Origin of the sequence: Collimonas arenae, assembly GCF_001584165.1 — a bacterium.
Classification (GTDB): Bacteria; Pseudomonadota; Gammaproteobacteria; order Burkholderiales; family Burkholderiaceae_D; genus Collimonas; species Collimonas arenae.
The window spans coordinates 4,441,468-4,465,920 of record NZ_CP013233.1; the positions used below are offsets into that span (position 1 = coordinate 4,441,468).

Here is a 24,453-nt window from a genome sequence, read left to right on the forward strand (position 1 = left end):
AGGGCGTGTGAATCAATTCATCAGTGGCAGAACTTGGGCTGCTACGACCTGAAGTGCATCGAGTCGCTCAGCGTGCGTAGGTGGCACCTTATGCATGTCGAGTAACGCGCAGATGTCCAGCACCTTCTGATGTGTCAGTCCGGCTTCCAGCTGGTGCAGGTGCGCCTGCAGAATAAGCTGTAAACAAAGCCGAACGTGCTCCCGGGTTGGACCGGTTCTTTCCATAATGCTCTCCAGTGGTTGTCGCATTTGGTATAGATAAAAAAAGCCCTTCTAAGAGGGTCATGTGGTCAGTCTTCCGCCGCCGGCACCGATGTGAATGGCTTTCTCTCAATATTCATCCGGCAGCAGGAGTGTCGTTGACGAACGGTCGGCTTCGGTAATGATCCAGATTTTTGTCGAAGCACTAATCTTGTAGCTGCAAAATATGCGCATGCCTGAGCGTATTGCCAGCAGGTTTTGCTGTTGATCTTCTGCGCCCAAATCGCCCCAATCGCCAGTGATGTGCCGATGAATTAATTCATCCGGCGAAACGCCGAGTTCGATCATCGCGTTCAATGCGCCACGTGTTGCGACAACTTGGCCGAGCGAGAACAAAGGCTTGCCTTTAGCCGGTGACGGTTTTACATCCTCACTCATCATGGTCCTTCGCCTTGATCGAATATCCTTCTGAAATCAGATTGCCGAGCCATGTATACAGACTGTCGTTCAGCGCGCGTTTTGCCAGAATATCGATGTGATTCTTGCGTGGCGAATAAACCGAGTCAGACATATAAGCGTCGTGATACGTCAGAGCTTCGGCCATATCACGATCAAGGTAGATGGCAACGGTCATTTCCGTACTAGTAAAAACCTCGCCAGATTTGTGCCGGTCGATGTGACTCAACGCGATAGTCAACTTTTCGTGCGTGCGGTCTAGGACGTCAAAAGTAAGTGGCATCAATCCATCTACTTCAGTTAGGCCAATGTCACCAATGGTGCGCAAATCAGGTATCACATCGAGTAGCCTATGAAAGATTCGAGTGTGGATGTTCTCGAATGAATAGTCGTGAGTCATCGTAGTCCCTAAACAGTTGATGATCGTCAGGCGACACAGAAGTTAAACTTCCATAGTCGCCGTATGTTGACGATAGCAATTTAGATTTCGATGATTTGATGAACGATGGTCTGCACTTCCGGGCCGCTCTTTTTCAGCAGGGAGGCGAAGCGGGCGACGATCAGGCGGTTCTTCTTCGTTTCCAGCTTGTTTATTTCGCGGACTACACTCAGGTCGAGTGGCTTACCCGGCTTGATGTTCTCGATAGTGTTCTTGACCAGTTCGGTGCGCTCGGCATCGAGGGCCTTGATGACTTCGCGCAGATTTTCGGAGGCGTTCTTCTCGGGCGTGCCGCCGCTGGATTGCGCGGCGTCTACCAATGGAGAGGCCGTATCGGTAGTGGTGACCCTCTTGTCGAGAGTAATCGTAGGCTTTTTGTCGGTGGCTGCATTCATAGTAAATCCCTTGTTTATTTGTCAAATCGACAAGAGAAATTCTATCCAGCCTATCGAAAATCGTACATAGATTTATTGCCATAATGCAAATATTTGTGGGATTTGGCGGAAAGCAAAATCTCGATTCAGTTAAATACTAGATAGCTCGGTTAGCACCGATCAGTACAGGCGCGAAACGGATGTAATTCAGTTTCAGTGTTGGCCGAGTGCTGCCATTTCCGGTATAGTGGACTCAATGGCATAGCTGTCCAGTGGACGTGATCGACCTAAATTCAGCTGCCTTACCCAATCGCCTTACTTAGCTTTTCCAACCAGTGACAGCTAAAGCAGTGCAATTAAATGATCACATGGGTTCGCCTCGCTGCTGAGCACGTCACGATTGAGAAAGGTTATGTCATGTCTAAAAATTCCCAAGAGTTCCAAACTGTCGACGTTGTGAAAGAGGCTGTGGATTATTCCCGGACTACACTTCATCGCAACGGCTTCAATGTCGGACCTGCACATTTGCACGAGGCGGTAGCTGGTTATCTCGGCTACCAGTCCAAAGTCGCGCTGAATGCTGATTATTTTTCGTCAGATGATCCAAACATTATCCTGAGCATAAAGCCAAACATGGAGCAGATGACTAACAACATTTCCCGCCAGAAGGAGAGTCCCCTAAAGCAAGTTGCACCTAGTCTTATGGCGGGAATCATTAGAACAGGATTGACACCGGCCTGTGCTTGTTGCGGCGAAAAAAATCCGCACATGACGCCAGTGGCGGATGCGGAGCATGCATCTATTGATGGCTATGACCCTGTTGAATGGGTATGCCCGAAATGTTCGACAAACGAAGAGTATGGTCATTGCCATTACTGCGGGGATGAGCTTCGCTATCGTCTGAGTCATCTCAACGAAAATTGCGAATGCAGCATTCACGCTGGCGAATCCTCGATGGATCCCGAGGAGGCGGAGGACTGGGAAAGCTACATCGAAAACCGTATGAATAACGCTGACTAGACATATAGTTGCTTAATCGCAATATTGGCTAAAGGGTGAGGTTTCTCACCCTTTTTTATTAGATGAAACGTACTTGGCGAATAAATTTTGCGCTATCAATTTCCCTACGCACCTCAAGCAATTCAACGTAAAAGGCTTCAATGGAACCCTGGCAAACAATCCTTCACTGCACAGCCTTCATTCGGTTGTCGAGCACCTGCTTGAGCAGGCCAATGCTTTCTGCGTGAATTCGCATGTTTGCCGCGACATCAGCGTCGGGCGTCTCAAGATGCAGGATCTCAGGATTTTCAGCACTTGGCTGAATCATTCGAATCGATCCGGTACGAGACGCGGCGATGAAAAATCGCTTGCCTGGGTTCGGTACGAGATTGTATTTGGCCGAGATGTGCTCGTTGATATCATCAGGGCTATAGCTTTTGGACAGTAAGTGTTCTCTCAGCGCTGCGATATAGACCGGCTTTTCGACGTAGCCACCGGGATAAATCATGATTCGTCCAATCAGTCGCTTAACCTGCTGGCTGAGCTCGGCCCGCAAGTTATACAGTTCGTCTCCGGTCAGTTCATTCATTCGCGATACGAGATCGTCGATGGTTGCTCGTAGAGCCGCAATATCGACTTTCATGCTGGCCGACCGCTCATATTTTTTCTGAGCAGATTGCAACTCGAATTCTATATGAGTGCGCTCCTGCTCAAGCTGTCTTGCGCGCACTTCGAATTGCTGGAACTTTGCGCCGGACTCGATTGCAGAAAGAATGTTCGACTCCTTGCTTTGGATGGATTCGACGGAAGCTTTCAGCAACGCAATTCTTTCTGCCAGCGACGTGATTTCGGACGCCGCTGCATCGTCCAGTTGAAGAAAATGTTCTACATCTAGGCCTGTGCAATACGTCAGCATACTTTTCTCAAAGAAAGTATATTCCCACGGCACGTAGTGGCAGTCTTTTCCACCCTTTGCATTTGAGCACACGAGCAATTTGCCGCGCGGGCCGACATGACCCTTGTTCACGTAGACCATCGACCCTTGGCAATAGCCACACCTGAGCAGGCCGGAAAATAAGTTCGAAAGCCCTACTCCCTTGCGGCCGGCGCCGCCTACCCTGCGTGACTGTTGCGACGAAGTCGCTAACAAGAAAATCTCATCCGAAATGATGCGCGGGAAGTAGTCGAGGATAGGTTCGCCTTCCGGCACACGTTTGCCATCGAGCATGACGTGTGGCTGAAACTCTCCAAGCACTGATCGGTTGGAAAGGATTTTCTTAATGTATGAGGTATGCCACATGTTTTTGGCACGCGCTCCAAACGTCGGCACGTTTTGCTGGTTAAGGCGTTTCGCAACTGACGCAGTTCCCATACCGTTCCGAGTCCAGTCGAAGATGTCCTGCACGAGTTGGACTTTGTGCGGCACTGGGATATATCTGGATCGATCTTCGCTGATTTCCAACCAGCCGGGAGCCAGCGATGTGAGTTTTTTCGTGTCGAGATTCGCCCGCTTTGAACGCCATGCTTCCTTGATCCGCTTGCTTTTCATCAGCGACTCTTCGTGAGCACGGGACATGATCGCGATGGAAATGATAATGTCGGTGAATTGCTTATTAATCTTGTCTTTGCTGTATTCCATGCCGTCGGCAAGCGTGACGAGAGTAACGCCACGATTGATGATTGCCATGAAAATTTCGAGCGCATCGGTGATCTTCGCTCTTGATATTCTATCAAGAGATTCGACCAACAGGTATGAGCCAATCGGCACAGCCCCAGATTCAATCGCCTTTAGAAATGCACCAAGTTGGCCATCGCGCACATTTGACTTGTCGAAAGCCGACACTCCAAGATCACGATACGTAAGGCGCTCGTCCAGAATAAGGCCATGCAGTTCAGCATAGGCAAGTGAAAGCTCGTATTGGCGCCGGAACGAATCGCCGGTCTGTTGCTCAGGGGTGGAAAATCGGATGTATGAATATGCTTTAGGAGCGATTGTCACAGGAGGATGAGTAGGCAGGGAGAGGGTTTAATATAACATATTGTCTTTATATTATGTCCTATAGAACCCAAATTTTGACAGGCTCAATAGGCCACAGTGCCCTGCTGATAGGGCCGCCCGGCACCGGTAAATCGATGCTGGCGCTGCGCTTTCCCGGCATCCTGCCGCCGATGAGCGATCTCGAAGCACTGGAGTCGGCGGCGGTGCAATCGTTGACCAAGGGATTTTCTGGAGAGGCATGGAAAATCCGTCCTTATCGCGCACCGCATCACACAGCATCCGCGGTGGCGCTGGTCGGCGGTTATGAATTCCAACGATAAAAGCTACTAGATATCGATCTCGGCTACCCTATATTAATAATCACTACCGTTGAGCCACTGAGATGCTCTTGCGACTTTTCCTAGCTCGACATCTGATGATCCAGGTTTGGCTGGGTAGACCAGTTTAACGAACGTACCTTATCCCTCAAATAATCCGCACTTCTCATCTCAGTCACCGAAATTTAAATCCTCAACTCCCCCGCTCGAATATTTTGTTATTTGCAATATATTTCATATTTTATATCGGGCAAATAGCGTTGGTTAAGCACCTGATTTCTTTTCAGTTGCCTTAAACAATGTAGGTAACATTGATATTTGTTACCAGATTGCAATCTGTCAGGTAGAGTATAGATTTGCTAACTATTATTCGTGTAATTTGAGATCATCAGAATGGCTGAAAAAATTACATTGTCGGAAGTAGCAATCCCGTTGCTCACCGAGGGGGATGGATACTGGCGTATCGACTGGCTTGGCAATCTATCGTATCCAGACAGGATTCAACGGCATAGTCAACCTAGCGTTCGTGTCATGCTTTCCAAGCTACAAGGCCCGCCTCGGCAAGTAGATCTCAATCACAAACGTTGCTCAAACTATGAGCAGCAACGCTCGATTTCACTCCCTATCGCTGTTCTACCCCTATTGCGGATAGGGGATATATGGCGTAAGGAACACTATGTTGCCAGCCCTACCTATGCAACAGAGACGTTTGAAAATATTCAAATCAATAATGAACATTGTCAGCAAATTGAAGCTGGAAGCTACGAACTTGATGAAGAAACGGGATCAAAAAGATATTTCTTACCTAGTTCGCACCACCCCTACCATATGGCGCATAGAAATTCTAAGTGCGTCGTGATATCTCAACCAGAGAGCACAACAAAGATTGTTGTTCCTCAATTGGAATTAGCACGCTTTTATTTTGGTTCTTCTGCTGCACTAATTTCAAAACTCTTTAGTTACGGCATGATCCTCGATGGGATATATGCTTACAACGAAACAATTCCACAACAGGAAGATGGGTCAGCATTTGTGCAATTGAGGCCAAAGATGAAGGACAAATCAGCCGCAGATATCGCGCGTATCGCCTTGGACCCATACGCGAAACATGCAGCGATACTCATCAGTAAATCTATTGTTAAATGCGCGAAGGAAAAGCGATCAATATATGCCGAGACTGATTTTCCTTTTAGGGGGGAGACCACACTTACTCTTATAGGAAAGTGGCTACCTTACACAACAGAGGGAAGAATATTTTGTTGTTATCGCATAGTTCGTTGCACCGCCGCGTTCCCGTTTGAATCCCTGAAATTTTTTAGAGACAACGCAGGAAACAAAGATGGCACGAATGACCCCTCTCGTCCCATAGCATACGAAGGAAGCGGTCCCCGACTCACTCCAAACCATATTGATGGCGCAGCTCTACTGACAGATGAAGAACCTTACGCGTTCTTAGATGACACAGAAATATTGATTCCTGAAGAAACACCGTTTCCGGATTTAACAATAAAAACTGTCGAAAAGGAACGTCAGAAACCGTGTGAATATCAGGCGGCAGAGCACACTGAAATTATACCTATCGATACAGGTGGATTGGGGGTAGGTGAAGGTGGCACCGACAAAGCTATTAGCCCTGCCGATTTAGGCAAGGAAGATCAAAAAGGGGTTGAAGCAGTTTCGACATCCGAAAAATTGTCGGCAGACTTCGAGACTTTTTTTTCCATTTTGGATGAACTCAATCGTCGTGAAGGCGTAGAAGGTATTTCGTTTGAATGCCCATATCCAGGTGCCACTGACCCACGTTGTTCAATCTTCCCATTAATAAGCACAGAAACAGGGCGGAAGAGCACATGGCCGTTCATTGATTACATCAAAGGCACATGTCATGAGACGAAATTGCGCAGACGTGTAGTTATTGCAAAAATTCGTTTTGAAAAGAAAATTCGATATTTTATGGAGATAGAACGACGTGTGGACGGGGATGGAAAGGACTTGGATAAATGCTCGATGCTACTGCTCCACAGTCATACTAATGGAATCGTTTCGGAAATAGATCTCAGGGCTATCCTTACCGAATGTGCAGAAAGACGCGGTCAATGGCTAACCGATGAGAGCCTTACTCATCTTCATCGACATCCAATCAAGCACACATTTTCGAATAGAAAATTAGAGCAGGAAACGATCTCAGAATTTGCCAATAAAATTTGGGCGAAGCTCTAATTGGAATAACGAATATTTGACATGTACAAGATGAAATCACAATTCACCTCAAAGTGAATCTATGCATGTTTACGCTCTTTATACGCAACACCAACAGTAGAATAAAAACAGGGAGTGGAAAATGAGTGAAAGCACAAGCAAACATAAAATCATCTCGATTGCGTCGGTTGAAAGAAGCAAAACAAAATCTGTAGATCGCTTGCACGGCCGCGCATCAAAGGAATTAATTGTCGCCTTTATGGGTGCGGTAGGGTGCGGCTTAGCTCGTATCGTAACCGAATGCGAAAAGCAACTCGAGGAACTTGGATATAAGGTCATCAAGATAAAATTAAGCGATTTCATCAAGAGTCAAATAGATGCAAAAAAAATTGAAATACCAGTACCAGATAAGACAAATCGCTACCTGTCCTACCAAAGTGGGGGCAATTTACTGCGTAAGGAATATGGCAATGAAATTATGGCGGAATACGCGTTAAATCAAATTGGCCGCCACCGTATAGCGATCGACACAGAACTTGCAGATCTAACTAAAGAACCTCCTCGGGTAGCTTATCTTATTGATCAAATTAAGCATCCAGAAGAGGTCATGCTTTTTCGCATGGTCTACAGAAATTTGTTCTATCTCATCGGTGTTATGAGTATTCACGAAGATAGAAAGTCGCGTTTGGTGGACGAGGGGCTACAGCATGATCTCATCGAATCCATCATAAATAGAGACCGTAAAGAATCCGATAAATTTGGCCAGCAGCTGGAAAGATCTTTCAAGTTGGCCGACTATTTCATGCACAATCCGCTTGGAAATGTGGAGCTCATCCCGCAGCAGGCAAGTAGATTTTTCAATTTAGTTCATGGCCACAACGGCATCACTCCGACAAAACATGAACACGCTATGTATGTTGCCCACTCAACAGCATTGAAGTCCAGTTGCCTCTCACGACAAGTCGGTGCTGTGATTACAGACAAATCCAACCGAGTTATAGCAGTAGGCACGAATGACGTGCCGCAATATGGCGGAGGCCTCTATACGACCGAAAGTGGTACTGACGACAGATGTTTCCAGCATAGACGTATTTGTGAAAATTCTGCTGAAAAAAAATTACGTAAGCAACGTATTAAGGAAGGGATTGCCAAGGAATTTCCGACAATTTTTTCAGACAAAAAAATGTTAAAGGTAGCTGACAGTAAAATTGATGAGCTAGTTGAATTGGTTTTTGCACAGTCAGGAATACCCGATCTAATCGAATTTTCTCGAGCAGTCCATGCCGAAATGGATGCGATCGTCTCATTGTCACGTGGCGGCGGTGGATCAACAGTTGGCGCAAGCCTTTATGCCACGACCTTTCCCTGCCACAACTGCGCGCGACACATAATTGCTGCGGGGATAGAAAAAGTTTACTACATCGAACCATATGAGAAAAGCCTTGCCCCAGAAGCGCACAATGACTCCGTCATTGTGCTCGATCACGACCATGACGAGGCGACGCAAGGCAAAATTGAAAAAGTGAAATTTATTCACTTTTCTGGCGTTGGCCCAAGATTATTTCCCGAACTGTTCCTGCGAGAGAGGGGGCGGAAGGATGATGATGGCAAATTTATACCGTTTGACTCATCTGCACAAAATCCCCCAGACAAGATGATCAACGAGTATATTGATTCATATAGAACTTTCGAATTGAAAATTGCTGCGCTATTTACAGATGATTTTCCACCCGCCTGAAAATAAACGCTAAAATTTAAACGCGTTTAAATTTGGTCGTATAATTAGCGGTTTTCAAATTTGGCAGGGCATCATGAACTTGACGGAGGTACCTATGAGTAACGATCGTCACGACGTGAAACAACTAGCGCTTGATTTTGAATCAAGAATTCAGAACCAACAGTCCTGCCAAGATGTTTCCTCTGAGCCAACAAAAACTCTAACTTCCTCTAACCGCCTGTCTCTTGTAGTCGACAACTCGACCATAATACGCCGGCAGTCTACGACTACGTTAGAGCCAAATTCACCTGAGATTACTCGCATTATTCGTGATCTGGGGAAAACATTGAGCTGGTAGGTGTCTACGATTGTCGACTCATTGGTGAACTCGAATTTCACTGAACGGCACTTTCTAATGACAGAACCTCTCAATATCTTCCGTGGCTAAGCTTTTTCATCAATCGTTAGTGCCATTGCATTGAGTGATGAAATTGTAGAGAATACGAGCAACAACTAATCCGCAATGCTGGCGTGGCTTGACCATCTAGGATGCGGAGGAAAAAGCCGGCGAAAGCCGGTTTTTCTATTTCCAAAAGAGAAGCTGCGAGTTGCCGCCCGCCAGAGCTCGACACTTTGTACCAGCTCCTGCTATTCACGGTGAAAAAAGGGCAGCTAACCGCTCTACGTCACATCATGGGTCAGCGACCTCATTGGTTCACGCTCGTGTGTGCTACTTTGCGCGCGCACCTTCACGAAAGCTCGTTTCAATGTTTCATTGTGACATCACGGTTTAGAGAATTTTACTTTAAAAAAAACGATCAATTGGTGGGGGATTACCATAGGGGAGTGCTCCCAGAGCCAGGATCGTTGATTCATCAACAGCCTCTTGATCAACGGCGCGGTGCTGGCAAGAATGCCAGAGCGACAAAGCCGCCTCATTAAGTGACTTAGCCTGTTTCATCTCGCTTCTCCGGAGGCTTATAGTTTGGCCGTCTTTCTCAAAGAGCTTTGCATAGGGGTGCGACGTTTGTGGATTACGCAGCATGGGCGTCATTGCCTCATAAATCTTGCTCAGACGCAGATGAGGAATAGCGCTCTTGAGTGATATATATATGTCGAATGCTGCCACGTCGAGATCCCCCCACATGAAGACGTTCGACGCTTTGAGCATCTGATCAAGGGTAGGAGGTTCTCCACAGCGTACGATCATCACAGGACAATCTGATTCTGGAGTGTCCTTGGAGTGCAGCCACTCCTGGCCGAGGTAAGACAGGCCGAAGCCGAAAGAGCAGATGAGTGCCACCTCTCTTGCTAGTCCGCTTTGGACAGCGTTTTCAAAAGCGCGTGGGTTCTCAATCAGCAGTGTTGCCGTCGGAGAATTGGGGCCGGCGCAGACCACATACTTTGGCGATGAGTTGTGTAGACGAGTCGGCAGGTTAATCGCTTGCAGCATGCGTCTTGACATGATGCTCAATACCTTCGAGCCACCCATCAGGTGCTTTGCGCTAACGTTGAAGCCAGCGTCGTTGGTGGTCGTATCACCTGCCTGACTGAGTTTTTTTAAGCCGCTAGCCAGGATTGCCATATCTTCGAACTGCAAGTCTGCAACGTGATCAGATAATTGCGCCAAGATCGATATTTTTTCGGGAGCGAACTCTAGCGCTGAAAGCGCTGCCAGCCAATTGGTATAGTGTTCCTGAGCGACGAACGTTTCCGGACTGATGGTGATGTACCCCGAGACAGGTAGCTCGCGACCGTCGGCCTGATATTGCAGAAGGTTAGCTCGGTAGAGGTCACGGATCGCTTCGTCAATGGCAAGGCGGGGCATGTCGAGCTTTGCAGCGAGTTTGGGCAGGGCAGATGAGGCTCTCACTCTGCAGCTGGCACCGGCAATGCGCCGGAGTTCCTTGAGCACCAGAGGTGAGTGCTCTGCTTCCAGCGTTGGGGTCATCATGCGGACGCCGTCTGTGTTGAGGATTGTGTAATGGTGGAGAAAAATCCCACCGTTCCTGTTTGCCGCCCTGTCTCCCTAAATGAGACCAATCCATCGCCAGCGCCGTTGGTCAGCTTTTTGCCGACATGGTAAACAGGAAAAACAGTGTAATCATTGGTCCATGTGGGCGAGTGCAGAAAGCCGATGATCTGAAAATTTCCGCCCAAGCCTCGAAGCCCATTGAGGGCCTCCTTGATAATCTTGCGATCAGACAAGGTGCTGAATATTCCGTCGATCAGGATGACTCGGTTGGCTTTGGCGCGCGACTTGGCAGCTTGTTTGCTGGAGAGCTCCGTTAGACTTCGTTCGATCTCATATTCAGCTTGGCGAACGATCCACATGAATTCCAGTGCTATCTTCTGTCCTGTAGACAGTTTTTCGGACACGGGGCGTTGCTTACCAGACCATATGCCCGCGTTTACAAATTCAACCTCAGTGTTGGTGAAAACGCACTCGATGAGCTTATCTCGCAAGATTCTTTTGATCTGGGTGTCGTTGTTACGACGAAGAGACCTGCTGCGGGCGTCTACATCGCGGTTAGCGCGCTCGACTTCCAGCTTGAGATCATCAATAATGGCCTTGATTTCGTCGTCCTTATTGATTTGAGTCTCAATAAAGAATCGCCCGCCGGGGTAACGCTGCATCACCTTGTTGAGAATCTTCAGGTTGTCTTCCGCACTTGAAATGAGTCTGGAGAGTTGGCTGATAGTGTCTTCATTGGTTTCTTCAGCAACTCGTTTTGCTCTTTGTGCTTCGTCACGATCCTTGATGAGGCTATCCTGCAAGCGCCCAAAAAGCTCGGCTAGCACGCGCATGGTGCTGGGCGTTGCCTTTCTGATTTCCTCGATTTCCAGAGTATTGAACGCTGCGTCGTTTGAGCCCACAGTCTTCTCAGCTTCTTCGCAAAATGCCGAATTCAACTTGGTGTAGTTGCTGAGCGCGACCTTGTATTCACCATCGATTCGCTTGTGATTGCTCAGCCCATCGTTAATCGCGATCCCCTGGATTAGCTGTGTGACTTCATCGATCTGCTCAATCAGCTTTCCCGTCGCGTCTAGGTCTGGTTTGTGAAGAGCCCGCAGCAACATTTCGGTGTGCGGGTAAGCAGGATGTGTCTCGGGGACGGCTTTACCCTCCTCAAGCTCGAAGGCTTGCTCTGCAACATTGTCAGTCTGTGCAACCCGGTGACCCAGTTCGTAGGCCAAATCATGAATGGCCTTTCCCAGACGCGACCAGGTGGGAATCTCAGCCCCTTTCAGACGGCTGATGGTTGCGCTTCTTTGGTTGACGATATTTTGCTGTTCGAGCGACTCTTGCTTCTTTTTAGCAATTTCTAGGTTCAGGTCTAGATCGTTCTTGCCCTGGTTGAGCTTGAAAGATTCTGCCCGAGTGTAATTGACGCCCAGGGCATTGGTTAGTGATGTTTCCTTACTCGACAACTCATCGTCGACTTTCTTGAAGTTCATCATGAACTTCAAATTGTCTTCGTCGTCAGCCAGATCCAATGCTCGCGCAAGGCGATCAATTTCAGCCACACCTTGTTCCCGTTCGAACTCTTCAGCTTCGGTTTCGACCACTTTCCTCTGTTCGATAAAGCCATCAACCAGTTCCCCCGCCTCATGCACTTTCTCTTTGACCATCTCGAGTTCCTTGTTGCTCTGACTCACTGCTTCTGAAGCATCCTGGTAAGCAGAGCTACCACCCATTCCCAGATACTTCGATGCCGCATCGCGCGCATTGAGACTTTCCTGAGAAGCGCGTGCTTTCGCGACCTCTTCGGCCGACTCCAGTGTAAGGACTTCAGCTTTCAGGGACGGGAGTTCTTCTTCGAGTCCGATCAACCGGGCAGCTCCGTCTCTGCCTATGAAGGATCTGGCGCAACGCAAGACATCTAACGCCTGCTGCGTCACTCGATAAGCGATCTTGATCAGCTCTTTACCAGCAGCCTTGGCTTGAATTTCATAGGCCAAATACTTCTCACGCGCGCTACTGGCTAGAGCATCTCTTGCCTTGCACGCGAGCTGGTAGTCTATGTTGGTGGTCAGAAAAATGGGCAAGCGGTCATTGATCCGTTTCAGCTCCGTTTCACAGAGACTCAGATCTACATTGAGGCGATCCAATTCGGTACGAGCATATTCGAGGTCTAACAGGATGCGTACACGGCGAGAAAAATTACCGCCGAGAAAACCAAAAAGCCGAATATCACCATGCCTGGAGACGCCGTTCTGAATGTCTTGCAGCAATGCACTCTTGAGAAGAAGGGGCACCGATGCGTTTGCGGCCTGCAAAGTGTTAGCGGCAGTCTGCATTTCCTGCATAGAGTCGAACACTGGCGCCGATAGCATGCCTGAGAAAGCACTCATGATGTCGGTGCGTAGCTCAAGCGAGTAACCTGCAGATAGGACGGTTTCGTGCAGCCGCTGCGCCTTCGACCTCTCGGAGGTGAGCACTGCCCACGCTTTCTCGAACGCACCGTCTTCAACGGAGCGCATCTCTTCGATGGCTTTGATTTCTTTTTTGAGATCGTAGTGGCGGGATTCTTGCTTGCTCTTTGCATTAAGAAGCTCATCCCGTGTCTGGTCGGCAGTAACAATCCAGGCTACGGGAGTTGTGCCTGGATGCAAGTCTTCGAATTGCTCAATGGCTTCTTTCTTGTCATTGAGCGCTGCCATGGACTGTCGAGCGGCCGATTCGTGCTCAATCCAGATGCGTTGATCATTGAGCGGGTCGCACTTCAATGGATCGGCATCTTCGCCAAAGATGGCCTTGAATGTACTGGCTTGGCTCTGCAAAGACCGCAGGTCATCGGCTTCATCGGTGTTTCGTTTGACACCGAGCCGTGTTTCGGCAAGCATCTTGGTTACGCTCCGGAGGTCTTCCAGTGGATTGACAGCCTTAGGGTCAATACTTCCGAAGATTTTTTGAAATTGCTCAAATCCCTCTTTGAACTTGCTTAATTCCTCCAGCAATTTGATGGCGTCAGTAGCTTTCTTAGTCAAGGGGCCGATTGCGGCCTGTGTTGTACGCAATGCGGCGTTCGCTGTATCAAGTGCTTTATCAATCCTTGTACGCTCTGCCTTGATCCGGTCTCGTTGAGTTACGAGCGCAACGTGATGCTCACGAACACCGTCGATGCCCTGAAGTCCGTGTTGTTCCATGACCGCGAGGTAATTGCTCCAAGCCTCGCGAAGTTCCCCCAGTCGCTCGCTTCGTTTGGCAATCTCCTGCTTGAGGGTGTGGAGCTCCTTATCGATCCACAGCTTGGTTTGTGCAGGCTCTGCACGCAGTTCGTTGGGCAGCAAGTTGCCAACTTTAATGAAATCGTCCCACGCTCCCTGATTGTCCTGGCGGTCCTTGATCTGGGTCTCGAGTCCCGCGATGGCTATTTTCAGTGTCTCAATCTGCTCCAAGGCAGCCTCTGCTTCCCCTGCGAGTGCTCTGCATTGCGCCTGTAGCCTGCGAACGGTGTGAGAACCGGGGTTAGTGTCAATCTGCGCTTCGGCAATACTGAAGGCCAATGTGAGCACCTCTCGTAGACCTGGTGTCCTCGAGCCTGAGAGACTGCTAATGATATCGGGAATGGCAAGTGCGGAATCTTTGGAGTAACCCTTTCTAATATGTCCGCCGCCTTGGAACCCAGATCCGGAAATCACAAAAAGACACATAAAATCAATAGCTTGCGATTTACTGAGTGAAGAGGGATTTGCTTTCTTTCTGCGTATTTGCTTAGAGTGCCGACATCTACCCCGGACAACTCACTCAAGGTCTTGTCCAGGAGAAGAATTCCCTCATCTCGCGTGATTACCATCCCCTTCAGGGCTACAAGGATCCTCGGATCCTGATCTCCCATTTTGGGTAGTTTCCTAGGAAGGCCCGGTATTGTGGTGGATTCACCTTGAAGACCAAAATGCCAAAGGAAAACTACGTCCTTACGCAGATCCCGCAAAGTAGTGTCTCGCTGCCTTTTAAGGTTCTCCGCTGTTGTGCCGACCTCCAAAATGGGTTCAAGCTTGGCGATGCCGCTCTCTCGGATGGCCAAGTGTTGTCCCTTCCTGGCGATTTCTCTGTCGGCATCCACGATGCGCGAGAGGCTCTTGAGCAGTGTATCCTCCACTGCTGTTTCATCTTCGTCAGAGAATGTGCTTAGTAAGTTATTCAGCAAATCGGGGGCGATCACTGACCGGAAGAAGGCACTGTCATAAGACTCGCCCCCTTTGGGAGTGAAGTCGAAGAAGCTGGCGTTCTTGTCGTCAGACCCCTTGAGCTGGTACACCACGTTGCGCCGAATCACCTCAACAGGCAAGAACAGACGGATATGGTCCTCCCACTCGCGACGGCTGGTAAATTTGTTCCATTTGCAGCCGCGCAGGGATTTTGTTTTGGCAATGAACTCGGCATCCGGGACCGGGGTAAGACTTTTACCATCGAAGATGTAACAGGGTGAGTCCTCCAGTGTCCCGCTGTAGGAGTATAAGATCGGTGGGTCGTTGATGTCGTCGTTGAGGACCACGCCGACGACATGCGTCTCACCAGGTAGGTTCAGGGAATCGATCTCCAATAGGCTGGGCGCGGAGTAGTTGTCCTCGGGGGGCGCGCGGAACTCGATTCTTGCGTGGGTGAAGCCCCGCCCCTTTGGTGCTACCTTCTCTCGGATTTTCTTGAGCAGACGCGAGTCGCGGCTGAGTAGGAACAGTAGTATTTCTACCAATGATGTCTTGCCCCCGCCGTTCGTGATATTCACCAGTGCGGATTTACCACTATCCATGCGCAGAGTGATACCCGTGAGCATAGGCTTCCAGTCAGCCGAGCGTCGGTGAACATTGATGCCCTCGGTAAGGTAGTTGGTCACCTCCACGCGTGAAATCAGGCCCATTGCGTACCTCCATTGGATTCTTCTTCTGCAGTTTTAGTGAGTAGTGCATCCGAGAGAGTGGCTAGGCGAACACGTTCGGTCAACATATCTGCATCTATCATCAAAGGTGCCAGGGTGCGGTCGTAGTTCTCTTTCATCTCAACTGCTGAGAGAAGGGACTGTCGGTAGACGCCATCGCCACGTTCATCGAGCATTCCGCATTCGCACATCAGGTCGAGGAAGCGTTTGGTGTATCTGGCAATGTCGGTACCTTTTTCCGCTGTCAGCACTTCGTACACGTCACTCTGCATCAGCTCGTTAGGGTTGAGGCGACGTACAAAGCCGTTGATGTGTTCGCGCACCGCTTGTTCAAGCATCTCTTTAGTGAACGTGGCGTCAATCCACTGGTTACGTTCGTGCGGACCGCGGTCGCGTTGGGTGTAGAGCAAATCCAGGTGCGCCAACCATATTTGCGTAAACCAGATCTTGGCTGCGGTGGCTCTGCCGTTGGCGGCATCCATCTTCTCGACCAGCTGACTCGTGCTAAGCAATGAACACAGATTGTCTGACTTGCGCGCCAGGATATACACTCGAGAGCCTTGTCCAATGCCCGCAACATCAAAGCTGTTGAGGGTAACGAGCACGAATCCCTGACCGCTCATCAGTTCCTCGAGATCTCGAATATTTTCCATGGATGCTTCACGAAGTACGACTGCCAAATCCTTCTCGTCACGTTGCATCCCTCGCTTGTCCTGACGATCCTCCAGTTTACGGTGTTTGATTAGGAAGGAACTAATCCGTCCCATTTCATATGGCGTCATGTTTGATCCTCTGGGCTATCGGCCCGTTTTTTTAGTTCCAGCGTTGAAAACATCACGTCCAGGCCGGGAACCTGGGACCGCCCAAGTTCGGGACCGAATTTTCCCTCGACGTGTGTATTTACCCATTCATCGGGCGTAGTCAAAGCCGTGACAAGGCAGTTCAAAGCGGCCTCTCCATTGAGCTCACCCAAGCCTTGCTTCAGAGCATCCAGAATGTTCAACCTGCCGTTATTAAGCTGCTGATCAAGCGCGGATTGGTTGATCAGCAACCATTCGAGAAACTGGTCCTCGATGGGCGCCGTAAATCCCTCTAGTTCGACGTTCTGTAGTGCCGCGATCTTTGCCGATCTGGCCTTGATGATGCCAGCGAAGTCGGTTCCAATCGGAATAACGCCGACGACGAATGCGGGGCCAAGGACCGCCAGCACTATGTTCAACTGCGAATTTGTGGGCTGCGTCTTTACCCATTTCTTGGCCAGATCCATGAAGGAAGGAGCTTGAACTGACGAGGAGGTACTACGCATGGACAGTTCAGCCAAGTGCGTAAGTTCTCGCCCATAGCGAACAATGCCGCCTGAGAGCTCCTTGACCTTTGCTTTAATCAGTCCAATCGGTACGTCGTCGGTCAATGGAATCTCTCTACGAATGATCTCGTCAACTTTGCCTCTCGCCACTTCGACCAGATCCACTGCTCTGCTCATCGTCTGCCGGTGCAGCTCCAGATCGGAAACCGCATCGGTTCGGGACCTGCGACCACCTGACGCCTGTTCTATCAGGGCGATCAGCGACAAGTGTTCAGTTCGCATTTGTTGGAGCAATCGTTCGACAAAACCCAAGGCCGACGTTAGGCGGCCCGCTTCAATGGCCCGGATCAGCTTGGTGACATCACCTTCGATGTAGGTGATGTCCAGGTTGTCAGACGCAATTGCCAGAGCCGTCTTGCCTACTCTGGAGAGTCGGTATTCGACGATATGAGCAGCTTTCTCCACAAGGTTTGTCTCCTTGTCACCGATGATATGCGCCGGCGCACCGTCCTCACTGTGAAGCAGCTTGAGTTCGGTGGGTCGCGACAAAACATTGAGAACGTATTCGATGTCGAGATCGGTCGCCCATTCAATTTGATCCTGGACTGCCTGCTGAATGGAAGCCAGCGACGAATACTCCTCGCCTGAGCGTGTTCCCTGCTCTTGGAGGATGAGTAGGACTTCTTCAGCGATGGCGAAGTAACGACCATCTCCCAGACCTGGTCTATCTTCGCTCTGATATTGGGCCGATTCACCTGAGCTGCGACGCGAGTCATGAAGGTCCAGCAACCTAGCTGCAATTTTCAGGATGGGAGAGAGAGAGAGATCTGGCATGGAGATTGAGCTTAATTTATTTTACGCAATGGCTATTTCTAAAATTCATCTTACGCGGATGCGTAGTCCCAGTGGATTTCGGTAAGCCGTCAAGATTCATCGTCTATTTCGTCTTCGGCGAACCAACTTCTAGCAAGAACATGGGCTTTCATTGCTGCAGGATTTTCCGTATAGACCACGAGCGCTAGGCTCTTCTCCGCACGACTGCATGTCACATAAAATAGCCGGCGAGTCCGATCCAACCCGGTTTCCTTGCCCTCTTGAGCATTTTTAATGTCGGTACTTGAGGGAGCTTTCGCACCGAAAAGCTTCTCGTAGTTGAACATGAAGCCTCGTGTCTCGGCATCGTCCATGAGAACCATGACGCGATCAAACTCCAGCCCTTTGACGCCTTGATGGGTGTCGAAAGAAGCCTGGCCAGAAACATACGTGTTATAGGTACCGACTTGCTCAAATGGGGCGTCTAAAAAGCCCAATAGAGCGGTAGTTTCTTCCGTAACTGGATCCGCCTTCTCGGCCTCATCCGTTTGCGGGTTCCCTTGAGAAGATCGCAATGCGACAATGGCTTTCAGGACCTCGGGAAGAGTGAAAAGCCCGCTCGCAGCAACACTGTCGAGAATCTGACCACAGGTAGGCAGGCCATTTTTCCATAGGGACATTAGCGCGGTGACCGCATCTTGTGCTCGGCGCAGGAGTGCGCCCGGATCGGGGGAATCCTTTAGCGCTTCAACAGTCAATAATGGTGAGCGGGAACGCACGATTCTCGCGACAGCAAACTTGTCGCGACGTTGCTCAGCTTCGATTAATGGCAGGATATTCTGTGTAAAAAACCGCGTGGCAGGCAGGCTTCCATCGAGAAGACTCGTCCGCCACGCCTCAACAGCAAGCAGCGGTTCCAAAATACCTTCGAAGCCAAGCCGCGTAGCAGCCATATGATGTTCGAGCGTAAGGATTTTGCAATCATCGAGTGATCGCCATTGTTCGTCGTCGGTAATATCTGCCATCTGAGCACGGATGGCGCTCTCGACAGCCTGGCGATTTTGAGTGTTCGCAGGTCGGATAAAGAGTCGGACAAAACCTTCGATGGCATCGCTTCTGGACTCCTGATCATGGTCATCAACAGCGGATCGAATCTGATTAATCAGTCGTACAATGCGTTTTGGGCATCGATGATTTAGTTTTTTGGATGGCCTTGCCCATGACTCTGGCAAACCTTGCTCAATTTTCTCTTTGCCGTCGGCATAGATGCGTTGCATCACGTCTCCGACCAGGCCAAGAGCGAAGCGTTCTGGATGTTTGACGGCCGTAGCGAAGAACGCATCGACTAGACGCTTGTTCGTATCTTGGCTTTCATCGATTAGCAAAAATGGGAACCGCCCTACTAGTATCCATTGCATTAACGGCTTAGACAAAAGAAAGTCTGCGCAAAGTTCTATGACCTCTGAATGATTCAGAGAATTGGCCTCCCGGTTCTCGCCGGTCGGGCTGTAAACGAATGATTTGATCGTATCGAGCTGCAGACGGCGCCTCGTTTTGGAGTCAATCTGAGCAAGACGCGTAATTGAAGCTTGCGTTCCTGCGCGACCTTTTGCTTCTGCCTTCTGAAGTTCGACAATGTCCGCGGCGAGCTTCGTTCGCAACCATTCTCTGATATCGTAGCTAAAGTCTTGAATTAGCTCCCATGCGAAGCGATGAATCGTCGCCACGTAAAACAACGGATCGAAATCGATCCGTCGCGTGATCTCGTCACATGCTGCATTAGTGTAAGTGATGACACCAACCCTCTGCCCACGAAATACGAGTTGGCGTCCGTGTGTACTACGGATGTGGCTTAGCGCTTTGACTAAAGATCTCGTTTTCCCTGACCCAGCTCCAGCAAAGAGGAAGAAGCTGCGTGGTTTATCTAGATTGATATATTCGGCAATCTCATTGTCGACGTGATCATCTAGATCAGTATTTGACGCGGCCAATGGTGCGGCGGTCATTTTTCCTCCGCTTCTGGTACTCCATTTAACGTTGACGTAGCAACGCCAAGCTCTTGCTGTTGCTTCCTGAGCTGGCTTGCAAGCCATAGCAAGCCCTCCTTGATATAGAGCGGAGGACGTAAGGCGTTCGGATCCTGTATATCGAGCAGATCGAGTGCAAACTCCGCTTTGCCCCCACCCTTCAGGTCCTCAAAGAGTGCGCTACCAAGCTCGGTGACCGTTTTACTCTTTTCGATGGAGATCTTGAAGCGAGAGAATAGACCGTTACCGTTGGTTTTCGCAAAAAAATCGAGATTCTGGAAGACAAGCGCATCTTCAAGCGTGTTTGAAATTGCTTCAGTCTTGTTCCCGTTGAATTCAATATCTATCGGACATTGATACGCAACCCGAATCGCGAAGCGCTCGTTGGCATAGACTTTAATTTTTTCGTCGGATTTGACGTCGAGAAGTACATCCAAATCGTCCTTACCGGGCCACCAACTACCCAACGTGGTATTGCGTGATTTTTGACCAGCACCTCTCAGGGGAGCGATGGTCTTCCTCTCTGCTGTCATGGCGTCAAGATCGGTCACTACGAGCGTCGTTAGCCCGAGATGCTCGATCAATGGGCGTAGTCGGTGAGCGTGACTCCCTCCGATTTCCAGCCAGGTGACATAGCATTCTGCCAGGTCATGAAGGTCAGGTTGATTACGCATAAAGAAGGGGACTAGAATCCGCTCCGCAGGCCCTTCGACCAAAACTGCAGCATCCGCGAAGAAAAGGTCGCAATGAGTGACATTCAGATATCTGGTAACGAAGCGTCTTGTGTCTTGGTCGGCTCCGAACACATTTCCTAGGTTGACGACACACGATGTCGGTACACTGCGGACACTCGCAGGCAAGCGACGAAAATAGCGCAGTGTATCGAACTCGCATTCATGAGCGACATGACTCGAATGTGTGCTCACAACCATCTGAGTGGAGAGGATAGATCCGTTTTTTTCAAGCTCAGGGTGTTTTCTGAGAATATCGTAGGCCTGTCGAATGAAGACCTGTTGCACCTGCGTATGCAAGTGAGCTTCTGGCTCCTCGATCAATACGAGATGCAAGGGCGGTACAAGTGCGCCTGGCATATCAGTTTTCGTCGAACTCGCTTTGCCGACACGCATCCACGCATCCCTAAAACTCATCAGCCGGAACACCATAGAGATCAGGTTCTGATATCCCAGTCCGTTGGAGTCTTCCGGAAGGTTCAGATCGAATGAATTTTCTCCATCGACTATCTGAATCATATATTGGACCGCGGCCTCATGATTCAGACCGTCAATTGGCCTGAGGCGTGTCGAAATGTTTAGGCGTGGATCTGTCACACCTGGATAACCGAGCCCTTCAACCTCCTTGAGAGCTGGCGCGAATCCTTCTCTTAGGCGATCGTCAAATGCTTTTTGCGCATCCTCGATCGCCTTTAGCGCCCGTAAATCCCGAGCGTCTGGATTTTCATAAGGGTCTAGATGCCGGTTCCAGTAGCGCCGTAATTGATCCGACATTTTGCGAGTTGCCGACGCACCTGCTGCTGCATTGTCGTCTTCCGAATCTTTTATTCCATCCGACTGTCCAAAGCCTCGTTGAGCACTAATCTCATCAATTCGGATGAGGCCCTTGAAGGGCTCCCCATCGATTGGTTCCGCATCGCTTCCTATGACTTGAGGATGTGCAACGCCGAACTCCGGGTCAACTAGTTTGGTCGGATCGAGAATATACGATTTGACTACAAAGAGTTTTCCCAGCCGGCGTTGGAGAAACTCGCTCAAGCTTCTGGGCCAGAGCATGATCGATTTCGCAACCGGCACGCCATCGTCATTGAGCTGAGGTTCGTCAACGGCCTGAATGGCCTTGGCATCCTCGCGAGCAGCAAGGAAATCTTTCTGAAACTGCAATCCCTCTCGAGGCTCAAATCTTAAACGAACTCCGAGACGACCTCCATCCCAATCAAGCGTGGGAATAAGTTTCTGAACATAGTGAGCCTCGGTTTTTGCGACGGTCAACCAAACATCAAGATACGGAAGTACAGGACTCAAATCCGGCACAGGAAGCTCTGCGTCCGCGGCCTTTGCAGCTTCCCATGCTTTACCCATCGCGTCGATTGTCGGCCAGTGCGAAAGCGTGAAGTCATTAAGCGAAAACTTTGCTCGTTCCCGATCCACTAAGAAGTGCCGTAACGCTATCATTGCCGAGGTCTTGCCACTATTATTGGCACCAACAAAGATGGTTTTTTCTTTAGATAGACCAATACGGACTCCAAGTAATTTTCTGAAGTTTCCGATTTCAACAATCTCGATATGCATTCCCGCTCCCTAATGATGAATCTATCCTGAGCTTGCTTGCTACAACCGGTCGGAGCAAGCTGCGTTGCTCGCTGATAGCATCAAAAACGGATGGATGAGGCATGCGGAAGGCATGCCTATTGGAAACTGTATACTTTTATTGATTAATTGGAAAGATTATTTTCATCGACTCTGAGGCATTGAGAATCATTAAAAACCGGGCAATGACTACCGTTTTCGCGAGGATTGGGAGCCTTCAGTGACCGTACTTGTGATTTCATTGTGGATTTCTATACTGAGTATGAATTCACGAATTGCAGCACAGCGGCTGCGGTAGTTGCGCCTATAAACGGTAGGCGACATAGCGACGTTACACTTCGAAAGATCTGCCCATTGCTTCGCTGTTATAATCCACAAATTGCTCGAAGATATTGCATTTTACTTAACTCCAGCCCAAAGACGCTATGCCACTCTTCAGAGTACGTAAATGTTGACGGCAAGCTACAATCAAGACATAGGCACAGTACGCGACGTCAAGATACGCCGCTTGCGCAGTGTTGAACCGCAATCCTTGCCGCAGGTTAATGCTATAAGTGGTATCGGACTCGAGGGCGACATGCATGCCGACCCGTTGTCGCCTCGCCAGGTCCTCCTTGCAAGTACAAGTGCATATGAATCGTTTGATCTAAACCCAAACTCGCTTCGGGAGAACCTACTTCTAGATGCCGATGTCTCGAGATTGAAATCCGGAGGCGTGTTGTGTATTGGCTCGTCTGTTGCGTTGTGGCTTATGTTTCAGTGCGAAGCCTGCGGGCACCTTAATGTTCAAAAGGCTGACTTATCCAAGGTAATTGGCAACCAGCGTGGCATGCTTTCGCGAGTCTTGCGAGGAGGCGAAATTAGACCTGGGGATCGGGTCAGGTATTTCGAATTGTTAATGCCATCTTGGTCTCTGGATTGGCGCGACAGGATTAGAATGATCTTGTCGTCAATGCCATCTGGCCAAGTGGTCGAGTACAAGCAATTGGCACGCATTGCCGGCGTGCCCTCAGGCTATTGCCGTGTGTTTCCTCGTGTGTTGAAGGAGATGGGTACCGGTTATTCAAGCAAAGCCGTTTCCGTCCGCAGTCAGTCGACTAGACCGCGTTGGCTTGGAAGTGAGCTGTTCAACGTGAGCACAAACTTTATCGACGGTGTTTCCGAAATTCGTAGCACTCCTCATCATGTCACTCCTCATTTGGAGAATAAAATGCAAAAAGAAGACAACACGTACGCACAAGTCAAACATCAAATGACAAAATCGCTATCTGACTCCGGCCGCACGGAAGATGCACTCAATTTCGGCGCAGTAAATGTTCTCTTGACCAAAGGCCGATCGCTAAAGAACGATACGGCACAAAATTTTAATCCCAAGCCTTACCCAGAAGTCAGTGATGCGCTACCCAGCGACTACGATAGCTGGCTGAGCTAATTGAACAAACCAAAGAAGACAAACACCCGGGCAAAACGCGATGTCACGAGAACGATTAGCGATACGGATAGTCGATCTTTTCCGTCATTCGACAGTTTGGCGACATGGGCTGTGGAGGCGGGGCGAGCGGAAAGCGTTGCATCGGTACGTGAAAACGAACGACACCTTTGGGGCGATCTCCTTTTTGAGTGGTATGCACAAGGACAAATTGCTTGCCTTTTTGCTGTAGCCCTGGCTCGCGACACCGAAGCGGTCCGATGGTATTCAGCCGTGGTAGCTGGGCCATGGGAAGCAGACCATGTCACCGGGATAATTGATGCCGCAGCGGAATCGGGCGCAGAAGCCATCCAACTTCTCTTCCCCGCGGAAGGCACTGTCGAAGAGGCGGTTGAGATCGTACGAAAACTCGGCGGGCATGATCGTTGGAGTTGCGTCGACACCGGATGGCTTCAAAGCGAATCTGGAGAATCGATTCAAGTTGGCTTGCGGTGGATTGCTCCCAATCGAGAGTATGAATCGTGGGCACTGGGAATCGCATCATTTGAGCCGATGCCCTTTACGCGCTGCTTCAAAGGCGCACCGTTTATCGCCCTGGTAATTAGGCCGAGCCCGCCGGCCCCCGAGCGAGCGCCTGTTCCGACGGGAACTACCGGCCTGGCAGCATCTCATCTTGCACACATGGATGACGGACTTGGAACGGACGATGAGAAACGTCAAAAATGGACTCATTCGACCAAGACAGGAAAACATGCATTGATTCGTCCTGAGCCGTTGTCGCGCGCGCGCGCCAAAGTGACGTTTGCATTTCCAGCCAGTGCACGCGCCTCCCTGGGAGACGTCTTGACCGCTGAGGGGCATTAAGTGAGCGGCCGTCGATAGCTTGTCGAATATATCTTCGCTGATGCGGAGTTGCGCCCATCGATATGATAAAAAACGTCAAAAAACTCCGATGACGAATTATTGTCACCG

The 24,453-nt window shown here is 49.7% G+C and carries 17 protein-coding genes and 1 pseudogene; 6 read left to right on the top strand and 12 right to left on the bottom strand.

Features of this window, described 5'->3' with window-relative positions:
* Positions 1-12: 12 nt before the first annotated feature.
* The 4 genes from CAter10_RS20335 to CAter10_RS20350 all read right to left on the bottom strand — a co-directional run bounded on the left by CAter10_RS20335 (position 13) and on the right by CAter10_RS20350 (position 1,491).
* Positions 13-225: a hypothetical protein gene (locus tag CAter10_RS20335; protein ID WP_061534876.1), complete on the bottom strand. Its 213-nt coding sequence runs from the start codon at positions 223-225 to the stop codon at positions 13-15.
* A 105-nt stretch (positions 226-330) separates the two neighbouring features.
* A complete protein-coding gene (locus CAter10_RS20340; protein ID WP_082798007.1) occupies positions 331-639 on the bottom strand; it encodes a hypothetical protein in 309 nt (102 codons plus the stop codon).
* Complete coding sequence (locus tag CAter10_RS20345; protein WP_061534878.1) at positions 632-1,057, bottom strand: DUF1249 domain-containing protein; 426 nt, start codon at positions 1,055-1,057, stop codon at positions 632-634. Before CAter10_RS20345 ends, CAter10_RS20340 begins: the two co-directional genes overlap by 8 nt.
* 80 nt (positions 1,058-1,137) lie before the next feature.
* The gene (locus CAter10_RS20350; RefSeq protein ID WP_061534879.1) at positions 1,138-1,491 is read right to left on the bottom strand and encodes a hypothetical protein; all 354 of its coding nucleotides are present in this window, start codon (positions 1,489-1,491) and stop codon (positions 1,138-1,140) included.
* Between the two features lie 339 nt (positions 1,492-1,830).
* On the opposite strand from CAter10_RS20350, the gene CAter10_RS20355 reads away from it, so the two are divergent.
* Positions 1,831-2,490 carry a hypothetical protein gene (locus CAter10_RS20355; RefSeq protein ID WP_061534880.1) on the top strand — a complete coding sequence of 220 codons (660 nt, stop codon included), beginning with the start codon at positions 1,831-1,833 and terminating at the stop codon, positions 2,488-2,490.
* Between the two features lie 163 nt (positions 2,491-2,653).
* On the opposite strand, the gene CAter10_RS20360 is transcribed toward CAter10_RS20355, so the two are convergent.
* Complete coding sequence (locus CAter10_RS20360) at positions 2,654-4,468, bottom strand: recombinase family protein (RefSeq protein ID WP_061534881.1); 1,815 nt, start codon at positions 4,466-4,468, stop codon at positions 2,654-2,656.
* Between the two features lie 89 nt (positions 4,469-4,557).
* On the opposite strand from CAter10_RS20360, the pseudogene CAter10_RS20365 reads away from it, so the two are divergent.
* The 3 genes and pseudogenes from CAter10_RS20365 to CAter10_RS20375 form a co-directional block, all read left to right on the top strand.
* A pseudogene (locus tag CAter10_RS20365) lies at positions 4,558-4,770 on the top strand (ATP-binding protein); the annotation flags it as partial.
* Positions 4,771-5,178: 408 nt separating this feature from the next.
* Positions 5,179-7,005, top strand: a complete 1,827-nt coding sequence (locus CAter10_RS20370; RefSeq protein ID WP_128083158.1) for a hypothetical protein — start codon at positions 5,179-5,181, stop codon at positions 7,003-7,005.
* A gap of 121 nt (positions 7,006-7,126) precedes the next feature.
* Entirely contained in the window at positions 7,127-8,722 is a 1,596-nt protein-coding gene (locus CAter10_RS20375; RefSeq protein ID WP_061534884.1) for an anti-phage dCTP deaminase, read from the top strand.
* A 784-nt stretch (positions 8,723-9,506) separates the two neighbouring features.
* Here the strand turns inward: CAter10_RS20375 and CAter10_RS20380 are convergent.
* The 7 genes from CAter10_RS20380 to CAter10_RS20410 all read right to left on the bottom strand — a co-directional run bounded on the left by CAter10_RS20380 (position 9,507) and on the right by CAter10_RS20410 (position 22,034).
* Positions 9,507-10,655, bottom strand: a complete 1,149-nt coding sequence (locus CAter10_RS20380) for a hypothetical protein (RefSeq protein ID WP_061534885.1) — start codon at positions 10,653-10,655, stop codon at positions 9,507-9,509.
* Complete coding sequence (locus CAter10_RS20385) at positions 10,652-14,212, bottom strand: hypothetical protein (RefSeq protein ID WP_128083159.1); 3,561 nt, start codon at positions 14,210-14,212, stop codon at positions 10,652-10,654. Before CAter10_RS20385 ends, CAter10_RS20380 begins: the two co-directional genes overlap by 4 nt.
* Before the next feature lie 131 nt (positions 14,213-14,343).
* On the bottom strand, positions 14,344-15,567 hold the full coding sequence (locus tag CAter10_RS20390) for a hypothetical protein (RefSeq protein WP_061534887.1): 1,224 nt from the start codon (positions 15,565-15,567) through the stop codon (positions 14,344-14,346).
* A complete protein-coding gene (locus CAter10_RS20395) occupies positions 15,558-16,367 on the bottom strand; it encodes a hypothetical protein (protein WP_061537476.1) in 810 nt (269 codons plus the stop codon). Before CAter10_RS20395 ends, CAter10_RS20390 begins: the two co-directional genes overlap by 10 nt.
* The gene (locus tag CAter10_RS20400) at positions 16,364-17,725 is read right to left on the bottom strand and encodes a hypothetical protein (protein ID WP_061534889.1); all 1,362 of its coding nucleotides are present in this window, start codon (positions 17,723-17,725) and stop codon (positions 16,364-16,366) included. The genes CAter10_RS20395 and CAter10_RS20400 overlap by 4 nt, the downstream gene beginning before the upstream one ends.
* Before the next feature lie 89 nt (positions 17,726-17,814).
* Positions 17,815-19,710: a UvrD-helicase domain-containing protein gene (locus CAter10_RS20405; protein WP_061534890.1), complete on the bottom strand. Its 1,896-nt coding sequence runs from the start codon at positions 19,708-19,710 to the stop codon at positions 17,815-17,817.
* On the bottom strand, positions 19,707-22,034 hold the full coding sequence (locus tag CAter10_RS20410) for an AAA family ATPase (protein WP_061534891.1): 2,328 nt from the start codon (positions 22,032-22,034) through the stop codon (positions 19,707-19,709). Before CAter10_RS20410 ends, CAter10_RS20405 begins: the two co-directional genes overlap by 4 nt.
* 466 nt (positions 22,035-22,500) lie before the next feature.
* Between CAter10_RS20410 and CAter10_RS20415 the strand changes: the two genes are divergently transcribed.
* Positions 22,501-23,484, top strand: coding sequence for an MOSC domain-containing protein (locus tag CAter10_RS20415; protein ID WP_197467153.1), 984 nt, complete (start codon positions 22,501-22,503; stop codon positions 23,482-23,484).
* Positions 23,485-24,345 (top strand): hypothetical protein, encoded by an 861-nt coding sequence (locus tag CAter10_RS20420; protein ID WP_061537477.1) that lies wholly within the window; start codon positions 23,485-23,487, stop codon positions 24,343-24,345.
* The last annotated feature ends 108 nt before the right edge of the window (positions 24,346-24,453 follow it).